Source organism: Ruegeria sp. THAF33, from assembly GCF_009363615.1.
In the GTDB taxonomy this organism is placed as follows: Bacteria; Pseudomonadota; Alphaproteobacteria; order Rhodobacterales; family Rhodobacteraceae; genus Ruegeria.
In genome coordinates, this window is sequence record NZ_CP045384.1 from 305,287 (window position 1) to 322,762 (window position 17,476).

At 59.5% G+C, this 17,476-nt stretch carries 15 protein-coding genes; 7 read left to right on the top strand and 8 right to left on the bottom strand.

Annotation, left to right across the window (positions count from 1 at the left end; all coding sequences use genetic code 11):
- Nucleotides 1-7 precede the first annotated feature (7 nt).
- The 5 genes from rodA to FIU92_RS01575 are packed head-to-tail and all read right to left on the bottom strand — an operon-like array spanning nt 8 to nt 5,627.
- A complete protein-coding gene (gene rodA / locus FIU92_RS01555; RefSeq protein ID WP_152456886.1) occupies nt 8-1,147 on the bottom strand; it encodes a rod shape-determining protein RodA in 1,140 nt (379 codons plus the stop codon).
- On the bottom strand, nt 1,144-3,093 hold the full coding sequence (mrdA, locus tag FIU92_RS01560; RefSeq protein WP_152456887.1) for a penicillin-binding protein 2: 1,950 nt from the start codon (nt 3,091-3,093) through the stop codon (nt 1,144-1,146). The genes rodA and mrdA overlap by 4 nt, the downstream gene beginning before the upstream one ends.
- Entirely contained in the window at nt 3,090-3,626 is a 537-nt protein-coding gene (locus FIU92_RS01565; RefSeq protein ID WP_152456888.1) for a rod shape-determining protein MreD, read from the bottom strand. The genes mrdA and FIU92_RS01565 overlap by 4 nt, the downstream gene beginning before the upstream one ends.
- On the bottom strand, nt 3,619-4,521 hold the full coding sequence (mreC, locus tag FIU92_RS01570; protein WP_152456889.1) for a rod shape-determining protein MreC: 903 nt from the start codon (nt 4,519-4,521) through the stop codon (nt 3,619-3,621). The genes FIU92_RS01565 and mreC overlap by 8 nt, the downstream gene beginning before the upstream one ends.
- A 59-nt stretch (nt 4,522-4,580) precedes the next feature.
- On the bottom strand, nt 4,581-5,627 hold the full coding sequence (locus FIU92_RS01575; RefSeq protein ID WP_039523195.1) for a rod shape-determining protein: 1,047 nt from the start codon (nt 5,625-5,627) through the stop codon (nt 4,581-4,583).
- A gap of 155 nt (nt 5,628-5,782) precedes the next feature.
- On the opposite strand from FIU92_RS01575, the gene FIU92_RS01580 reads away from it, so the two are divergent.
- Nucleotides 5,783-6,568 (top strand): 23S rRNA (adenine(2030)-N(6))-methyltransferase RlmJ, encoded by a 786-nt coding sequence (locus FIU92_RS01580; RefSeq protein WP_152456890.1) that lies wholly within the window; start codon nt 5,783-5,785, stop codon nt 6,566-6,568.
- 178 nt (nt 6,569-6,746) lie between these two features.
- Here the strand turns inward: FIU92_RS01580 and FIU92_RS01585 are convergent, their stop codons facing one another.
- Nucleotides 6,747-8,315: a 2-isopropylmalate synthase gene (locus tag FIU92_RS01585; protein WP_152456891.1), complete on the bottom strand. Its 1,569-nt coding sequence runs from the start codon at nt 8,313-8,315 to the stop codon at nt 6,747-6,749.
- Between the two features lie 290 nt (nt 8,316-8,605).
- Here FIU92_RS01585 and FIU92_RS01590 point away from each other — a divergent pair, with 290 nt between their 5' ends.
- Complete coding sequence (locus FIU92_RS01590; RefSeq protein WP_152456892.1) at nt 8,606-9,271, top strand: SDR family NAD(P)-dependent oxidoreductase; 666 nt, start codon at nt 8,606-8,608, stop codon at nt 9,269-9,271.
- Between the two features lie 4 nt (nt 9,272-9,275).
- Here the strand turns inward: FIU92_RS01590 and FIU92_RS01595 are convergent, their stop codons facing one another.
- Nucleotides 9,276-10,757 carry an MORN repeat-containing protein gene (locus tag FIU92_RS01595; RefSeq protein WP_152456893.1) on the bottom strand — a complete coding sequence of 494 codons (1,482 nt, stop codon included), beginning with the start codon at nt 10,755-10,757 and terminating at the stop codon, nt 9,276-9,278.
- Nucleotides 10,758-10,910: 153 nt separating this feature from the next.
- Here FIU92_RS01595 and FIU92_RS01600 point away from each other — a divergent pair, with 153 nt between their 5' ends.
- The 3 genes from FIU92_RS01600 (at nt 10,911) to FIU92_RS01610 (ending at nt 14,572) form a co-directional block, all read left to right on the top strand.
- Nucleotides 10,911-12,569, top strand: coding sequence for an NAD+ synthase (locus FIU92_RS01600; RefSeq protein WP_152456894.1), 1,659 nt, complete (start codon nt 10,911-10,913; stop codon nt 12,567-12,569).
- 187 nt (nt 12,570-12,756) lie between these two features.
- Nucleotides 12,757-13,104 carry a hypothetical protein gene (locus tag FIU92_RS01605; RefSeq protein ID WP_254705339.1) on the top strand — a complete coding sequence of 116 codons (348 nt, stop codon included), beginning with the start codon at nt 12,757-12,759 and terminating at the stop codon, nt 13,102-13,104.
- 136 nt (nt 13,105-13,240) lie between these two features.
- Nucleotides 13,241-14,572, top strand: a complete 1,332-nt coding sequence (locus tag FIU92_RS01610) for an FAD-binding oxidoreductase (protein ID WP_152456895.1) — start codon at nt 13,241-13,243, stop codon at nt 14,570-14,572.
- A gap of 4 nt (nt 14,573-14,576) precedes the next feature.
- Here the strand turns inward: FIU92_RS01610 and FIU92_RS01615 are convergent, their stop codons facing one another.
- Nucleotides 14,577-15,509 carry an MBL fold metallo-hydrolase gene (locus FIU92_RS01615; protein ID WP_152456896.1) on the bottom strand — a complete coding sequence of 311 codons (933 nt, stop codon included), beginning with the start codon at nt 15,507-15,509 and terminating at the stop codon, nt 14,577-14,579.
- Nucleotides 15,510-15,625: 116 nt separating this feature from the next.
- On the opposite strand from FIU92_RS01615, the gene FIU92_RS01620 reads away from it, so the two are divergent.
- Nucleotides 15,626-16,060 (top strand): DUF1801 domain-containing protein, encoded by a 435-nt coding sequence (locus FIU92_RS01620; RefSeq protein ID WP_152456897.1) that lies wholly within the window; start codon nt 15,626-15,628, stop codon nt 16,058-16,060.
- 75 nt (nt 16,061-16,135) lie between these two features.
- The gene (gltX, locus tag FIU92_RS01625) at nt 16,136-17,461 is read left to right on the top strand and encodes a glutamate--tRNA ligase (protein ID WP_152456898.1); all 1,326 of its coding nucleotides are present in this window, start codon (nt 16,136-16,138) and stop codon (nt 17,459-17,461) included.
- Nucleotides 17,462-17,476 lie beyond the last annotated feature (15 nt).

A 17,476-nucleotide genomic window follows, 5' to 3' on the forward strand; every position in this document is an offset into this window, starting at 1 on the left:
TTTCAGATCAGCGGGGACGATGGATATGAGCGCTTTGGACGATGCCGAACGCGGCCATCAGCACCAGCATGGCCGATCCGCCATAGCTGACCATTGGCAGAGGGACGCCCACAACCGGTGCCATGCCCATCACCATCGACATGTTGACGGCAAAGAACAAGAAGAAGTTCAGCGCGATGCCCAGAGTAACCAGTGACGAGAACCGATCCTTGGTGGCCAGCGCGGTCGCCATGCAGAACACAAGGATCAGGGCGTAGAGAATCAAGAGCGTGATGCCTCCGACGAATCCGAACTCCTCTGCGAGGGTGGTGAAGATGAAATCGGTGTGTTTCTCGGGCAGGAAGTTCAGCCGGGATTGCGTACCCTGCATGAAACCGCGCCCGTTCCAGCCCCCGGAACCAAGGGCGATCTTGGATTGCGTGATGTGATATCCGGCACCCAAAGGATCGGTAGAGGGGTCAAGAAACGTGTCGATCCGGCGGAACTGATAATCCTTGAGCAACTGCCAGTCGGTCCCGCGACTGTTGAACACGGCGGCGATCAGGCCCACGACGGCGGCAATGACGGCTGCAAAGTAGGCCCAGTGGACACCCGCAAGAAACATCAGCCCGCCACCGGCAGCCAACAGCAGGATCGACGTGCCGAGATCCGGCTGCTTCAGAACCAGCAGCGTGGGCAGGACAATCAGGGCCACGGGAATAAAGACCCACAGAGGGCGGGACGTCTTGTGCGATGGCAGCCAGTCGTAATAGGCCGCCAGAACCATGACCAGGGCCACTTTCATGACTTCTGAGGGTTGCAGGCGCATGAATCCAAGGTCGATCCAACGCTGCGCGCCCATGCCGATGGTTCCGAACAACTCCACGAATACCAGCAACGCAACCGACCCGAGATAGGCCAGCACGGACATGTTGCGCCAGAACCAGATCGGAACCAAAGCAATGATGAACATCGCGATCAGGCCAAGTCCGAACCGCTCCATCTGCGGTTCTGCCCAGGGTGTCCACGACCCACCGGCAACCGAATACAGCATCAGGAACCCGGCGCTGGCCGTGCTGATCAGCAACAGGGTCAGCGGCCAGTTCATGTACAGGAATTTCCGAAACCCCGAGGGCGTGGATTTCACGGCATATTCAAGATAGCTCATGCGCGGTCCTTTCCATCGGGACGCGCTTTGGGGCGACGGTCGCCCTCGAGCCGTTTTTGCTGTTCCTTGATACGCTCGCGGTCGGCAACCGGATACGCCTCAAGCGGCGGAGTACCGTCATAGAGCGCCTGAAGCATGATGTCGCGGGCCACCGGTGCCGCCGCCTTGGACCCGCCGCCGCCATGTTCAACGACCACGGCAACCGCGTATTTCGGATTGTCATAGGGCGCGAAGCAGACGAACAAGGCGTGGTCGCGACGCTCCCATGGCAGGTCTTCGTTGCGGATCACGCCGGCGGCACGCTCGGCCTTGGTGATGTTGCGGACTTGGCTGGTGCCGGTTTTGCCGGCCATGCGGAACTCGTCTGCGATGATGCGACTGCGATAGGCCGTCCCCCGCCGATCATTCGAGACCGAGTACATGGCCTTGCGCACCTGTTCCAGATTGTAGGCGTTGATGTCCAGCGGTTCCCCTGCGCCCGAAGGCTGCTCGACACCGTCGATCGATCGTACAAGGCGCGGTGTCACCGATCGGCCGGTGGCTATACGAGCCGTCATGACGGCCAGTTGAAGCGGTGATGCCAGCATGAACCCTTGCCCGATGGACGCGTTGGCCGTGTCGCCCACCAGCCAATCCTGACCGTGTGTCCGCTGCTTCCATTCCTGATTGGGGGCAAGTCCAGCGGCAACCGCCGACATCGGAATATCGTGCTTGACGCCCAGCCCCAATGTACGGGCCATTTCGGATATCTTGTCGATCCCGACCCGCAAAGCCACGTCGTAGTAATAGACGTCGCAGCTGCGTTTAAGCGACAGGTTCAGATCGACCGTACCATGCCCACCGCGCTTCCAGCAGTGGAACCTGCGGCTGCCGACCTTCAGATGTCCGGGGCAATACACTGTGTTTCCAGGGCCTATTACGCCGGCCTCCAGCGCGGCCAATGCGGTGACCATCTTGAACGTCGACCCCGGAGGATAAGTGCCTTGTACGGACTTGTTGGCCAGAGGGCGATACTTGTCCCCCGTCAAAGCCCGATAATCCGCGACCGAGATACCGCGCACAAACAGATTAGGATCGAAACTGGGTGTAGAGCTGACAGCGCGCAGGTCCCCGGTTTCGCAATCCAGAACAATTGCAGCCGCGCTTTCACCTGCCAGCCGCGCTTGCGCATATTGTTGCAGGTCGGCATCGATCGCCAATTGCAAGTCCGCACCCGGCTGACCTTCCTGCCGGTCCAGCTCGCGCATGACGCGCCCTGTGGCGTTGACTTCGACACGCTTTGCGCCGGCTTTGCCACGCAAGGCTGTTTCCTGCTTGGCTTCCAACCCGACCTTGCCAATCTGAAACCGGGGAATTCGCAAAACCGGCTCGGGGTCTTCGAGCTTGCTGAGATCGTAGTCGCTGACCGGGCCGACATAGCCGACGATATGGGCGAAATCCTCATAGCGTGGGTATTGCCGTGTCAGGCCGACCTCGGGCGTCACACCCGGCAGGGCCGGGGCATTGACCGCGACTTTCGAGATGTCTTCCCAAGTGACCTGATCCGCCAGAGTCACCGGCAGGAACGGCGCTGATCGGCGCATTTCGGTCCGGGCGCGTTGGATCTCATCATCGTTCAGCGGGATGAGTTCCGACAATTTGGCAATCACCTTGTCGACGTCACCTGCGTCTTCACGCACGATAACGATGCGATAGGATGGTGAGTTCTGACCGATGATCTGACCATTGCGGTCATAGATGCGTCCACGGGTTGGCGGGATCAGTCGAATGTTGATGCGGTTTTCTTCGGCCAGCAGGCGGTATTCGTCGGCCTGATCCACCTGCATGAAACGCATCCGTGCGGCCAACCCGCCGATAAAAGCCGCCTGCAAACCGCCCAGCAGCAGCGCCCGGCGTGGCAGGCGTTTATAGGCAAGGCCCTGCGACTTGGGTTTGCGTTGTTTCATGCTCCGCCCCCTACGGCTCCGCCATCAGCAGCAGACTGGCGGTGGACGCCAAATACGCTTTGGCTCAACAGCACGATGAACGGGTAGAAGGCGATTGTCAGCACAAGTTGCATCACGACTGGCCACAAAGCGGCCTGCTGCACCGACAAGATCGACAAAACGACTCTGTTCGTCAAAAACACCATGGCAATCACCACACCGACGGACATCCATTCTCCGACAAATCCAGTGTCCTTCATACCCGGAGCGGCAGAGCGCAGATAGGCTGTGCCAAACACCACCAGCGCAGCCAGAAGGCCGGGCGGGCGTTGCAGCAAAAGATCCGCCATCAGCATGACAAACGCGACCAACAGGGTGGGCACATAATCGGGGCGCCGCAATACCCAGGCAAAGGTCAGCGCAACCAATACATCAGGAAAAGGCCATCGATCCGGTTGCGCATCGAGCGGCAGCAAGTGCATGAACAGCACGACAAAGGCCAGCGCAACGTAAAGGCCGCGCATGGCCCAGTTGTATGAGGCGGGCCTATCCATCGCTTACCTCATCCGGTACAAGCGCAGTTTCGGGCCGAGTTGGCCCGACGATCCCACCCGGATCCTGAATTGGCGGGGGCGAATGGAAGCGCAGAACGCGAAGAAACTCGAGCCGTTCAAAATCCGCAGAAAGGCGAACGCGCAGACGGCCGCCCGGATCCGCGGCGATCTGGCCGATCAAAAGGCCTGCCGGAAAAACGCCTCCGTCGCCGGATGTGATCACCCGATCACCGGGGCGGACCAGCTCTCGGTTTTCCAAGAATTCGACCACTGGGGCCGGAGTATTGTCTCCTTTGATCAACGCGGTCTGGCCAGAAGGCTGAATCGTTGCCGGAATGGCGCTGGTGGCATCCGTCACCAGGATCACCCGAGCCGTATCTGGTCCGACGCCGGAAATTCGGCCAACCAGCCCGATTCCATCCATCGTGGCCCAGCCATCAACGATCCCGTCGCGCTCCCCTACATTCAACAGGACGGACTGCCGGAAGGGTGACCCGCTGTCGGCCATCACAACACCCGTGATGTATGTCAGGCGCGGGTCGAGGCGGACATTGTTCAGATCCAACAGCCGCGCATTTTCCTGCTCCAATTGCAGTGCGGCCTCTTTCCAGGCACGCATCAGGCGCAGTTCGCTGCGCAGCTCGCGGTTCTGCTCGCTCAGACGCTGGTAGCTTTGGAAATCGCGCACAAGGTTCACAGCGGCGGTCACGGGCACCATGGCCCAATCCATCGACGGTACGACCGCGTCCACCACCTGCGCGCGGAACCGCTCGACGCGCGGGCTGTCGATCCGCCAAACCAGAAAGATACCCAGCAAGCACAGGATGATGATCCCCAGCAACAAGCGGCGCAGAGGGGTCGTGTAGTCATCGCGCTGTGATCGGTCTTTTGCCACAGGTTACCTTCCCGTGCTGCTCGTGCCGAATTCAGACTGCCCCCTGAAAGGTGCGCGCCTCAGCTTTCGTAGTCAATCGCATGGCGCAGCTGTTTTTCGTATTCTAGCGCCTTGCCGGTGCCCAAAGCCACACAATTCAGGCTTTCGTCGGCAATCGACACGGCCAGGCCGGTCTGTTCGCGCAGGGCCAGATCCAGATCACCCAGCAATGCACCACCGCCTGTCAGCATGACGCCGCGATCCACGATATCGGCGGCCAGATCGGGCGGAGTGGTTTCCAGCGCAGTCATCACCGCTTCGCAGATCTGCTGGACGGGTTCCGACAGCGCCTCGGCGACCTGGGCCTGGCTGATCTCGATTTCCTTGGGTACGCCGTTCAACAGGTCACGACCCCGGATATGCATCGACTGGCCGCGGCCATCATCAGGCATCCGCGCCGTGCCGATCGTCGTCTTGATGCGTTCCGCAGTGGATTCACCGACCAGCAGGTTCTGCTGGCGACGCAGGTACGAGATGATGGCTTCGTCCATGCGGTCGCCACCCACGCGGACCGAGCGGGCATAGACGATGTCGCCCAGCGACAGAACCGCCACTTCGGTTGTACCACCGCCGATGTCGACGACCATGTTGCCGGTCGGGTCGGTGATCGGCATGCCCGCGCCGATGGCGGCGGCGATCGGTTCGGCGATCAGGCCGGCGCGGCGGGCACCAGCGGACAGAACCGACTGACGGATCGCCCGCTTTTCAACGGGTGTCGCGCCATGGGGGACGCAGACGATGATCTTGGGCTTCGAGAAAGTCGAACGCTTGTGCACCTTGCGGATGAAGTGCTTGATCATTTCTTCGGCTGTATCGAAGTCGGCAATCACACCTTCGCGCATGGGGCGGATGGCTTCGATCGAACCGGGCGTCCGGCCCAGCATCAGCTTGGCATCTTCGCCGACAGCCAGAACTTTCTTCACGCCGTCCTTGACGTGATAGGCTACGACCGAAGGCTCAGACAGGATGACACCGCGCCCCTTGACGTAAACCAGCGTGTTCGCCGTTCCAAGGTCGATGGCCATGTCCGCTGTGAACAGGCCGCCCAGATTGCCAAAGATCCCCATGTTTCCCCTGATCCTGTATGTCGGTTTTTCTACTGCCCGCGACTCGACGGTTCCGGGACGGATGACTTATAGGGTGCCATCACGCCCGGTAAAAGGGCTGATTCCGCGACAATCAGCACCTTTCCGCCTTATTGAATGGGACTTTAGAAGGCAAAATGCTCTCTTATCAACACATTTACCACGCCGGGAATCTGGCTGATGTCCAAAAGCACGCATTGCTGGCCTGGGTGCTGAATTATCTGACACAGAAGGACAAGCCGCTCAGCTATGTCGAAACGCATTCCGGGCGGGGGCTGTACCAGTTGGACGCGGACGAATCCATGCGGACGGGCGAGGCGGCGGCAGGAATCGCGCGCGCGCAACGAGAAGGGTGGTTCGGCCCCGGACATCCGATGGCGCGGGTTCTGAAAAACATACAGGCCCGGCACGGCGACGCGGCCTATCCGGGATCGCCGATGATTGCAGCACATCTGTTGAGGGATCAGGACAGCCTGCATTTTGCCGAGCTGCACCCCCAGGAATATGCCGCGCTGTCTTTGGCAATGTCACCGTTCGGGGCGAAGGTGTATCGGCAGGACGGGTTTGAGCTGGTGCAATCCCTGCTGCCTCCGACGCCGCGACGGGGGCTTTTGCTGATAGACCCAAGCTATGAGGTGAAGACCGATTACGATCGACTGCCCGGAGTGATTGCCAAACTGCACCGGAAATGGAATGTCGGGGTGATCGCGCTGTGGTACCCGGTTCTGTCGGACAAACGCCACGCCCGGATGATCGCGACGCTTGAAGCGCAAAACTTCCCCAAAGCCATTTGTCATGAGGTGACATTTCCACCGGTGCGCGAAGGGCATCGGATGGTGGGGTCAGGGATGTTCATTCTGAACGCACCATTCGGCATCGAGGAAGAAACGACACGCCTGTCGCAGCTATTTGCAGGTCTCTGAGGTCAGCCATCAGAAATGCAACCGATACTCCCGCCCTGTTTGCCTGCATCAGAGATGCCGTCAAACATGTTGGGCCCGGCAGCGCGCCGCAGGCGCGCTGCCGGGCCCAAAGCTGCAAGGGTGCTCGGCGCAGCCGGGCAACCGCAGGTGCGGGAGCCCCTCACCGTGCCAATTTGGATCAGGTCAGGTCTTTGTAGCTGATTTCGCGGGCATCCGCGCCCGGGCCGGTCTTTTCCCGGCGCACGATCAGGCGGTTCAGCGCGTGGATGTAGGCTTTGGCCGAAGCCACGACGGTATCCGTGTTCGCCGACTGACCCGTGGCGATCATGCCATCTTCTTCCAGCCTGACCGAAACCGTGGCCTGCGCATCTGTGCCTTCGGTCACCGCATGAACCTGATACAGCTGCAAACGGGCCGTGTTGGGGTGAATCGCTCGGATCGCCTTGAAGGTCGCGTCTACCGGCCCGTCACCGTGTTCAGTTGCGATGACGTCCTTGCCGTCGACTTCCAGCTCGACCGTCGCTTCCGCCTGCCCGCCGGTGCCGCAGGTGACTTTCATCGACACCAATTGCAGATAGTCGTCCGCCTCGTCCAACGTCATCAGCGCAATGAGATCGTCGTCGAACACTTCTTTCTTGCGATCCGCCAGATCCTTGAACCGCACGAAGATGTCTTTGAGTTGATTGTCGCCAACTTCAAAGCCCAGCGTTTCCAGTTTGTCGCGCAGAGCCGCGCGGCCCGAGTGTTTGCCCAGAGGCAGGGACGTGCCCGACAGGCCGATATCCTCGGGGCGCATGATCTCGAAATTGTCGCGGTTCTTGAGCATGCCGTCCTGATGGATGCCGCTTTCGTGGGCAAACGCGTTCTTGCCGACGATGGCCTTGTTGAACTGAACGTTGAAGCCCGACACGGTCGCGACCCGGCGCGAGATATGCATGATCTTGGTCGTGTCGATCCCGGTGTGGAAGGGCATGATGTCATTGCGCGTGCGCATGGCCATCACGACCTCTTCCAGGGCGGTGTTGCCGGCGCGTTCGCCCAGGCCGTTGATGGTGCATTCGATCTGGCGCGCGCCGCCGATGACCGCCGCCAGCGAGTTCGCTGTCGCCATGCCGAGGTCGTTGTGACAATGGGTGGCGAAGATCACCTGATCTGCGCCCGGAACCGTTTCGATCAGGCGTTTGATCAGGTCAGCGGATTCCAGAGGCGCAGTATATCCCACGGTGTCGGGGATGTTGATGGTGGTTGCCCCGGCCTTGATCGCGATTTCGATGACGCGGCACAGGTAATCCCACTCGGTCCGGGTCGCGTCCATCGGCGACCACTGCACGTTTTCGCACAGGTTGCGCGCGTGGCTGACCGTTTCGTGAATTTTGTCAGCCATCTCGTCCTGCGTCAGGTTCGGAATGGCGCGGTGCAGCGGAGAGGTGCCGATGAATGTGTGAATGCGGTTCTGTTCCGCGTGTTTGACCGCCTCCCAGCAGCGGTCGATATCGGCGAAATTGGCGCGGGCCAGACCGCAGATGCGGCTGTTTTTCGATCGTTGTGCGATCTCGGACACCGCTTTGAAGTCACCTTCGGATGCGATCGGAAATCCCGCTTCGATGATGTCGACGCCCATGTCATCCAACAGTTCGGCAATCTCGAGCTTTTCGTCATGGGTCATCGTCGCGCCGGGGCTCTGCTCGCCGTCGCGCAAAGTGGTATCAAAGATCAAGACACGGTCTTGGTCGGTCACGTTGGTCATGGGAATCTCTTTCTTGTCTGTCCTAAAGCCTGTTGGCGCGCTGGCGTCCTCCTCTGAGCGGGCGCGCCGGATGGCACGCTCAGAGGCGGATTAGGATCAGTAGGCCACGCAGAACCGCGCCGCGAGGGGCGGCTTTGGCAAAAGGGATATCTGCGCAGTTGATCATGGGGTTGAGGTTATACAGACGCCGCCGGGAATGAAAAGAACCAATTTTCGACAAGTTGCGGTGTAGGGGGGGTGGAAATTCCCTGTCCCTTGATTGATCCGTCCATGCCGCTAGCTGGTCGAAAATGGATACTGCTTTGATCATTGGTGCGTCCGGCGGGATTGGAGCGGCCGTACGCGAGCAATTGGAGGCGCGGGGCGTTGCGGTGACGTGCCTCTCGCGCTCTGTCGAGGGGTTCGATCTGATGGAGCCAGATCGAGCAAGCCGGATGCTTGATCGCCTATCGGGCCCGTTCGATCTTGTTCTCGTCGCTTCCGGGGCGCTGGAAATTTCAGGCAATGCGCCCGAAAAGACCATTCGATCTGTTTCGGCAAGGGCAATGATGGACCAGTTTGCTCTGAATGCCGTTGGTCCGGCGTTGGTGCTAAGCCGGGCCCATCAGTTGTTGCCGCGACAGCGGCGTTCGGTATTTGTTGTATTGTCCGCGCGGGTCGGGTCCATTGGCGACAATCGGATGGGCGGCTGGATCAGCTACCGCGCGGCCAAGGCCGCGGTCAATCAAATCGTCCATACTTCGGCAATTGAATTGGCCCGGACTCATAAACAGGCGATATGTGTTGCGCTGCATCCCGGCACGGTCAAAACAGAGTTTACTCGGAAATATCTGGGACGGCATCCCGCCGTTGAACCCGGTGAAGCCGCGCGCAACCTGTTGTCCGTGATCGGCGGGTTGCTCCCGGCGGATACCGGTGGGTTCTTTGACTGGGCCGGAAAACCAGTTCCCTGGTGAACGATCATTCGCCAGACGGATCTGGTTGCTCCGCCTCTGAGAGCGGGTCTGTCTGCTGTGCCGGAGCGTCTACGCCGCCCTGCTGGTCCGGAGTTTGATTTGGTAAAACACCGTTTTCCCAGATACCGGTTTCTTCTTGCCCGTTGGCATAGCGCATGGTTCCGCTGCCCTGCCTTTTGTTGTCGACAAAGTTGCCCTCATAGACGTCGCCGTTCGAATAGGTCGCTATGCCTTCGCCGTTGATTCTGCCTTCGGACCAGTCGCCGACATACTTGAACCCGGCAGGGGTCACGATTTCTCCTTTGCCGTGGCGCTTACCGTTCACGAAATCCCCGGTGTAGACCGTGCCGTCAGAGTAGGTCGCCTTGCCTTTTCCCTGACGAACCCCGTTGACCCAGTCTCCGTCATAGATCGAACCGTCCGCGCGGGTCATCACACCCTTGCCGTGGCTTTGTGCGTTTTTGAACTGACCCTTGTAGATCATGCCGGTGGCATAGGTCGCCGTACCCTGGCCTTCGATGACGCCGGCGATCCACTCACCCTCGTAAGTGGAGCCGTCGGGATAGGTGATGCGGCCGTTTCCTTCCGCCAGATCGGCCACGAAATCGCCCACGTAAACCGAACCGTCGGGATAGGTCAGCTCACCCAGGCCTTCTATCTGACCTTGGTTCCAGTCGCCGGTGTACACAAAACCATCGGTTCCGGTGAACGTGCCTGTGCCATGGCGGCGATCATCGACAAAGTCGCCCTCATAGACGTCCCCTGACGCGTGAGTTACTTTGCCTTTGCCCTGACGGCGCCCCTGCACAAGCTCGCCTTCATACACATCACCATTGGCATAGGTCAGGCGACCTGTCCCGGTGATCTGGTCCTGCGTCCATTCGCCTTCGTACACCATTCCGTCAGGCATCGTCTGGGTGCCCGTGCCATCGCGCAAGCCGGCGTTGACATCGCCTTCGTAAACGCTGCCATCGGCATAGGTGATTGTGGCCTTGCCTTGCCGCTGACCGTCCACCCAGTCGCCATCGTAGACGTATCCGTCGGGAAAGGTCAGTTTGCCCTTGCCGTGCCGTTGTGCGTTCCTGAACTCACCTTCATAGCGCGAGCCATTGGCAAATTCAGCGATGCCCGTGCCGTTGATGGATCCGTTGGACCATTCTCCATCATAGCTGCTGCCATTGGCGTAAACGATCTTGCCGCGCCCTTCCGGCTGACCTTTGACGAACGCGCCTTCATAAACCGATCCATCCGGGTACTTGGTGACGCCCTGGCCCTGAATTTCGCCTTCCACCCACTGGCCGGTGTATTCGAACCCGTTGGGCAGCCTATACGTACCCGTCCCGTGGCGCAGGCCATTCTCATAAGTGCCCTCGTAGACGCCACCCACTTCGTCATCCTTGACGATAATCGTGCCGTCCTGCGCAAAAGCGGTCGCAGCTGCCAGGCTCATGGCCACAGCCCCAATTGAGTTTCGGATCACGTTCATTTTGGTCCTGCCTGCCGGATCATCGTTGGTTGCATCCCTGGGCGCAAAACTAGGATACCGTCGAGGGCAGGGCAACGGGTTTTGCCGCATTGGCCTTTTACTCGCGCGATGATCTGCTAAATGGCAATAGGACTGACGAGGCAAGAGGGCAGCATGGCCGACCGTTTCCGCATCACTCTGGCGCAACTGAACCCGACCGTAGGGGATATCGACGGCAATGCGGCCAAGGTCGTTGCCGCGTGGGAACAGGGCAAGGCGGCGGGGGCCGATCTGGTGGCGTTCCCCGAGATGTTCATCACCGGATACAACACGCAGGATCTGGTGCTGAAGCCTGTGTTTCATCGCGCGGCCATGGATGCGGTCGAGTCTCTGGCCGCGAAATGCGCCGATGGGCCCGCGATTGCCCTGGGTGGTCCGTGGGTCGATGATGGCAAGTTGTACAATGCCTATCTGATCCTGAAGGGGGGGCGGATCACCAGCAAGGTTCTGAAGCACCACCTGCCGAATGAGACTGTTTTCGACGAAGTGCGCCTGTATGATGCGGGTCCTCTGGGCGGTCCGTATTCAGTTGGCAACTTCCGGATCGGCAGCCCCATCTGCGAGGATGGCTGGCACCCGGATGTGGCGGAAACCCTTGAGGAAACCGGGGCCGAGTTTCTGCTGATCCCCAATGGGTCGCCCTATTTCCGGAACAAATACGATGTACGTCTGAACCATATGGTCGCGCGCGTGGTCGAAACGGGCCTGCCGCTGATCTACCTGAACATGGTCGGCGGGCAGGACGATCAGGTCTTTGACGGCGCCAGCTTCGGTCTCAACCCGGGCGGAGAGCTGGCCTTCCGGATGCCGGTATTCGACGAAGTTGTTGCGCAGGTGGATCTTGAGCGCGGCGATGATGGCTGGCGCATTGTGCCGGCAGAAATCGTGCCCCAGCCGGATGTGTGGGAGCAGGATTATCGCGCGATGGTGCAGTCCCTGCGGGACTATATGGGCAAGACCGGTTTCAAAAAGGCAGTTCTGGGACTGTCCGGAGGGATCGATTCCGCGTTGGTGGCGACCATCGCGGTGGATGCCATCGGGGCCGACAATGTTCGCTGCGTGATGTTGCCGTCGGAATATACCAGCCAAGCGTCATTGGACGATGCCGAGGCCGTCGCCAAGGCGCTGGGTGTGCATTATGACCATGTGCCGATTTCGGAAAGCCGGGCTGCCGTTACCAACACGCTTGCTCCGCTATTTGCGGGGTTGGACGAAGGCTTGACCGAGGAGAACATTCAGTCGCGCCTGCGCGGGCTTTTGCTGATGGCGATTTCGAACAAGTTTGGTGAAATGCTTTTGACCACCGGCAACAAGTCCGAGGTCGCGGTGGGCTATGCCACGATCTATGGCGACATGAATGGCGGCTACAACCCGATCAAGGATCTGTACAAGACCCGCGTGTTCGAAACCTGCCGCTGGCGCAACGCCAACCATCGGGACTGGATGATGGGGCCTGACGGAGAGGTCATTCGCCCGTCCGTCATTGACAAACCCCCCAGCGCCGAACTGCGCGAAGATCAGAAGGACAGTGACAGTCTGCCGGACTATCCCGTACTGGACGCGATACTTGACATTCTGGTCGATCAGGATGGCTCCATCGCGGATTGCGTCGCCGCCGGATTTGACGAGGCGGACGCGCGAAAGGTCGAGCACCTGATCTATATCAGCGAGTACAAACGGTTCCAGTCCGCTCCGGGCACGCGCTTGAGCAAGCGGGCATTCTGGCTGGACCGGCGGTACCCGATCGTAAATCGCTGGCGTGATCGTCACTGAAATCGAAGCCAAGCCCGTCAGATCGGAAACAGTGAAGTTTCCGTGTTGTGCATTGTTCCTTGATCGAGGGGCAAAGCCCGCGCAACCGTGCGAAAAGGCCATCCCTGGCTTGCTTGGGTGACATTTTTCTGACACATTTTTGCTTGGAAGTTGCCCAATGTGGGGCGGATGCGACGCATTGCCGTTGATGGCGAAGGCTGAATGTGGCGAACGCAGCGTATCCGGGGTTGGATGTCTGAGTGAATGGTTTGGTGTTAAAATGTACGAGGATTATGAAAGATCGCTTCATGCGCCTTTGAAATGGCGCACAATGGAATCTCCGCCGCAAGAATTGGATGAAAAAAAGCTGGATGCAGCAATTGCCGATTTGTTGAATGAACAGCGGCAGTCGGAAGATCAGAAAGCGGCCATGTTGCGGCCAGAGTTTCCGCAATTGCTTCCTCAGGAAGACGTATCCGCGCAAGCGGCGCTGAAGGAAAACCGGTTGTCCGCGATCTTGCGCCAGAAATGGGCGGAACTGTCCGGCGCAGCGTAACCTTCGGCCCGCGCTTTTAACCTCAGGCGTCTGGGTCACAGATGCCGAAAATCTTATGTTGCGGTGGCAGTTTGTATTGCCCATGCTTTGTCTTTTGGTCTCCATAGCGGTCCAAGCGACAGAGTAAGGCCTATTGATGACCGCGCCCAAACCGACTCCTGTAGAACCTGATCTTGCCCTGCCCAAAACCGTTGATGTCGTGGTCATCGGCGGCGGAATCATCGGCGTTTCAACCGCGTTGGAACTGGCCGAGCGGGGCGCTTCGGTTCTTTTGTGCGAGAAAGGGCAGATTGCGGCCGAACAAAGTTCTCGCAATTGGGGTTGGGTCCGTCTTGGGATGCGCGACCCAAGAGAGATACCCCTGATGCAGGAATCGTTGCGCATCTGGCAGACGCTCGATGACCGGCTGGACCGCAAGACAGGTTACACCCGATCCGGTATCCTTTTTGGCGCATCCGGCAGGCGGGATGCCGGCAACATGGAACGGTGGCTGCACCATGTGGACGGATTGCAGACCGGCGCGCGGATGGTTTCGGGCGGTGAGTTGGCAGACCTTTTGCACGGCAACCAATCGGGCTTTGAATCCGGTTTGTACATGCCGCAGGACGGTCGTGCCGAACCTCAATGGACAGCCCCCGCTATCGCCGAAGCCGCGCGGGCTCGGGGCGCAGTGATCATGACGAATTGCGCCGTGCGCAGTGTGGACGTTCAGGCTGGACGTATCGCCGGTGTTTTCACCGAGCGCGGCAAAGTTGCCAGCGGCCGCGTCGTTCTGGCCGGGGGCGCGTGGTCGCGCCTGTTTGCAGGCAATGCGGGGATCGAACTGCCGCAGCTGAAGGTTCTGAATACGGTCCTGCGCACATCCCCAGTCGCAGAGGGGCCCGAGACGTCGTTGTGGTCGGATGACTTTGCGATCCGAAAACGGGCCGATGGCGGTTACACAATTGCCTCCGGCCATGAGAATACCGTGGACATCGTGCCGGACAGCTTTCGATTGGCGATGCAGTTTCTGCCGGCTTTTGTACAGGAGTGGAAATCTCTGCGCTTTCGCCTGTCCAAACGCTGGACGATCGAAGCAAAACAGGATCGGAGATGGCTGCCAACCGATGTGACGCCGTTCGAAAAGTGCCGGATCCTGGACCCTGAGCCGTCTCAAAAAACACTGCGACGCGCCTGGGCCAGTGCATGCAAGGGATACCCAGCTGTGCAAACAGGCGAGATCGTACAAAGCTGGGCAGGTATGATCGATGTGACGCCGGATGCCATTCCCGTCATCTCGGGCGTGGATGATCTGCCGGGAATGTACATTGCCACGGGGTTTTCAGGCCATGGCTTTGGAATCGGCCCCGGGGCGGGGCGGCTGATGGCTGATCTGGTTGCCGAAACAACGCCTTGCGTGGACCCGGCCGCCTTTCGCTTGTCGCGGTTCAGTGACGGTTCAAAAGTGCGGCCGGATCCGGGGTACTGAACGCTTAGCCCATCATCTGGTAGCTGACCGGGACAAAGCGAAAGCCTTCTCCACGGGTCTCAACATACCCGGCGCCGGGGAAGGGCATGTGATAGCCGACCATCGGCACTTTGTCGGCAGCCAGCATGCCAAGAACATCGCGGCGTGCGGCAGTGGCTGCGGCCTTGTCCATGTCAAACCGGACTTCCCATTCGGGATGGGCGAAAGACCAGACATAGTGGTTGGCCAGATCCGCCGTCAGCACCAGACGTTGCCCGTTGCTTTCCAGATGGTAGACCGTGTGGCCCGGTGTGTGGCCATAAGCGGCCACTGCGGTAATGCCCGAGGCAACCTCGCCCCCGTCTTCGACAAAGGTCATTTTCTCGGCCAGCGGTGTAACTTTTTCAGCGACCAGATCGCCCACGCGATTGCCTGCGTCCTGCGCAGCCCAGAAATCATATTCCGGAGAAGCCGTCACGTAGCGCGCATTCGCAAAGGTCGGCGCGCCTTCGGTGGTCATGCCACCGATATGGTCAGGGTGCATATGCGTTATCACGACCACATCGATCTGATCCGGGGTCACGCCCGCATCTGCCAGCGCGGCCTGTATGCCACCTTGCCCCAGACCGGTATCAAACAGAACCAGCTCTGATCCCGTGTTGACCAGTGAGGGGGTAAAGAAAAACTGTGCGACGTCTGCCGGAATGAAGTTTTCAGCCGAAACCTTGGCAAATTCTTCGTCCGTCGCTCCGCCCCCAAAAATCTCTTTGGCTCCGTCGCGTGGAAAGCTGCCATCCAGCAGGGTCGTGACCGTGAAATCGCCAATATGAAATGACCTTGCGATGGTCGAGTTTGCTTTGGTTTCCGGGCTGGCGGCCAGAACCGGTGCGGCCGCAGCTGCAAACGGCAAGGCGGCGGCACTTCCCAAAGCGGCGCGGCGTGAAAGTTTTATTGTCATCTTCGTTCTCCCTGTCAGGACATCATTGTTGCAGTTAGGGCGTCGAGAGTCTCTTGCCAGTTTATACGCCATTCAGATGGGGTGCATGGATGAATAATACGTGTTAATTTTTGTTCATGGCGCGATCAGACAACAAGACAGTTCCGACAGATCAAAGCGTCGAGAATTTCCTGAGAACGGTTCAACCGGCGCGCCGTGCTGAAGACGCGCACCAGCTTGACAAATTGTTTCGCGCCACCACCGGGTTTAGCCCGGTCATGTGGGGCCCGTCGATCGTCGGGTATGGCCGCTACCACTATCGCTACAAATCGGGTCGTGAAGGGGACTTTCTGGCAACCGGTTTTTCGCCGCGCAAATCAGCTTTGGTGATTTACATCATGCCGGGTTACGCAGATTTTGCGGAACTCATGGCCAGATTGGGAAAGCACAAGCTGGGCAAGTCCTGTCTTTACGTCAACAAACTGGCGGAAATCGACACGGGCGTTTTGCGCGAACTCATTCGCGCCGGACTGGACGACCTCGACAGGGTGTGGCCGGTGAAACCGTTCTGAATCACCTGATGGATCAAGCGGCGGCTGGACAAAAACGCCCCCATGTGACAAGAGCCGCGCCAACAGGAGACACCCATGACAACCACCCGTTTCGCCCCGTCGCCCACCGGTTACATCCATGTGGGCAACCTGCGCACCGCCCTGATGAACTATCTGATTGCCCGCAAGGCAGGCGGTACGTTCATCCTGCGCATCGATGATACCGACCCCGAGCGGTCGAAAGAAGAATATGTCGATGCCATCAAGCAGGACCTGGAATGGCTGGGTTTGCATTGGGACCGGGTCGAGCGTCAGTCGGACCGTCTGGACCGCTATGCCGAAGCGGCCGACAAGCTGCGCGCGATGGGTCGTTTGTACGAAGCGTTCGAAACGCCGACCGAGCTGGATCTGAAACGCAAGAAGCAACTGAACATGGGCAAGCCGCCGGTCTATGACCGCGCTGCGCTGAACCTGTCGGAGGCCGAGAAAGAGAAGCTGCGCGCTGAACGTGGCAACGGCGTCTGGCGCTTCAAGCTGGATCATGAACGTATCGAATGGAATGACGGCATTCTTGGCGACATCTCGATTGATGCGGCTTCGGTTTCCGATCCGGTTCTGATCCGTGGCGATGGTCAGGTTCTCTATACGATTGCGTCGGTTGTGGATGATACTGAAATGGGCGTGACGGATGTCGTACGGGGTTCGGACCATGTGACCAACACGGCAACGCAGATCCAGATCATCGAGGCGCTGGGCGGGCGTTGTCCGCGTTTTGCCCACCATTCTCTGCTGACTGGTCCGCAGGGCGAGGCATTGTCGAAACGGCTGGGCACGCTGGCCTTGCGCGATCTTCGCGAACAAGGGGTGCAACCGATGGCGTTGCTGAGCCTGATGGCGCGTCTGGGCTCGTCTGATCCGGTTGAGCTGCGCTCGGAAATGGCCGAGCTGATCGAAGGGTTCGATGTACGCCGGTTTGGCGCCGCGCCGACCAAGTTCGATGTACAGGACCTGTTTCCGCTGACCGCCAGGCATTTGCAATCGCTGCCGCTGTCAGATGTGGCCAGTGCCGTTGCGGATGCCGGTGTTCCAGATGAATTGGCAGAACCTTTCTGGGCCATGGCCCGTGAAAACATCACCACCCTGGCCGATCTCAAGGGCTGGTGGGAACTGTGCCGTGACGGGGCCGATCCCCTGATCGCCGATGAAGATCGGGAATTTATTGCCCAGGCGATGGCCTTGCTGCCCGAAGGTTCGTTCGATGGTGACACGTGGGGCACCTGGACCAAAGCCGTGAAAGAGGCAACCGGTCGCAAGGGCAAAGGCCTGTTCATGCCTCTGCGCAAAGCGTTGACCGGCATGGAGCGCGGCCCGGAAATGGCTGCGTTGATGCCGTTGCTACAGGTGATCCGCGCGCGCGGCTAACGTGGTGGCACACCA

Bases quoted from the DNA above. Each gene is read 5' to 3' on its own strand.
- rodA (WP_152456886.1), bottom strand. From the start codon at position 1,147: ATGAGCTATCTTGAATATGCCGTGAAATCCACGCCCTCGGGGTTTCGG.
- mrdA (WP_152456887.1), bottom strand. From the start codon at position 3,093: ATGAAACAACGCAAACCCAAGTCGCAGGGCCTTGCCTATAAACGCCTG.
- FIU92_RS01565 (WP_152456888.1), bottom strand. From the start codon at position 3,626: ATGGATAGGCCCGCCTCATACAACTGGGCCATGCGCGGCCTTTACGTT.
- FIU92_RS01575 (WP_039523195.1), bottom strand. From the start codon at position 5,627: ATGGGGATCTTTGGCAATCTGGGCGGCCTGTTCACAGCGGACATGGCC.
- FIU92_RS01580 (WP_152456890.1), top strand. From the start codon at position 5,783: ATGCTCTCTTATCAACACATTTACCACGCCGGGAATCTGGCTGATGTC.
- FIU92_RS01585 (WP_152456891.1), bottom strand. From the start codon at position 8,315: ATGACCAACGTGACCGACCAAGACCGTGTCTTGATCTTTGATACCACT.
- FIU92_RS01590 (WP_152456892.1), top strand. From the start codon at position 8,606: ATGGATACTGCTTTGATCATTGGTGCGTCCGGCGGGATTGGAGCGGCC.
- FIU92_RS01595 (WP_152456893.1), bottom strand. From the start codon at position 10,757: ATGAACGTGATCCGAAACTCAATTGGGGCTGTGGCCATGAGCCTGGCA.
- FIU92_RS01600 (WP_152456894.1), top strand. From the start codon at position 10,911: ATGGCCGACCGTTTCCGCATCACTCTGGCGCAACTGAACCCGACCGTA.
- FIU92_RS01605 (WP_254705339.1), top strand. From the start codon at position 12,757: ATGGCGAAGGCTGAATGTGGCGAACGCAGCGTATCCGGGGTTGGATGT.
- FIU92_RS01610 (WP_152456895.1), top strand. From the start codon at position 13,241: ATGACCGCGCCCAAACCGACTCCTGTAGAACCTGATCTTGCCCTGCCC.
- FIU92_RS01615 (WP_152456896.1), bottom strand. From the start codon at position 15,509: ATGACAATAAAACTTTCACGCCGCGCCGCTTTGGGAAGTGCCGCCGCC.
- FIU92_RS01620 (WP_152456897.1), top strand. From the start codon at position 15,626: ATGGCGCGATCAGACAACAAGACAGTTCCGACAGATCAAAGCGTCGAG.
- gltX (WP_152456898.1), top strand. From the start codon at position 16,136: ATGACAACCACCCGTTTCGCCCCGTCGCCCACCGGTTACATCCATGTG.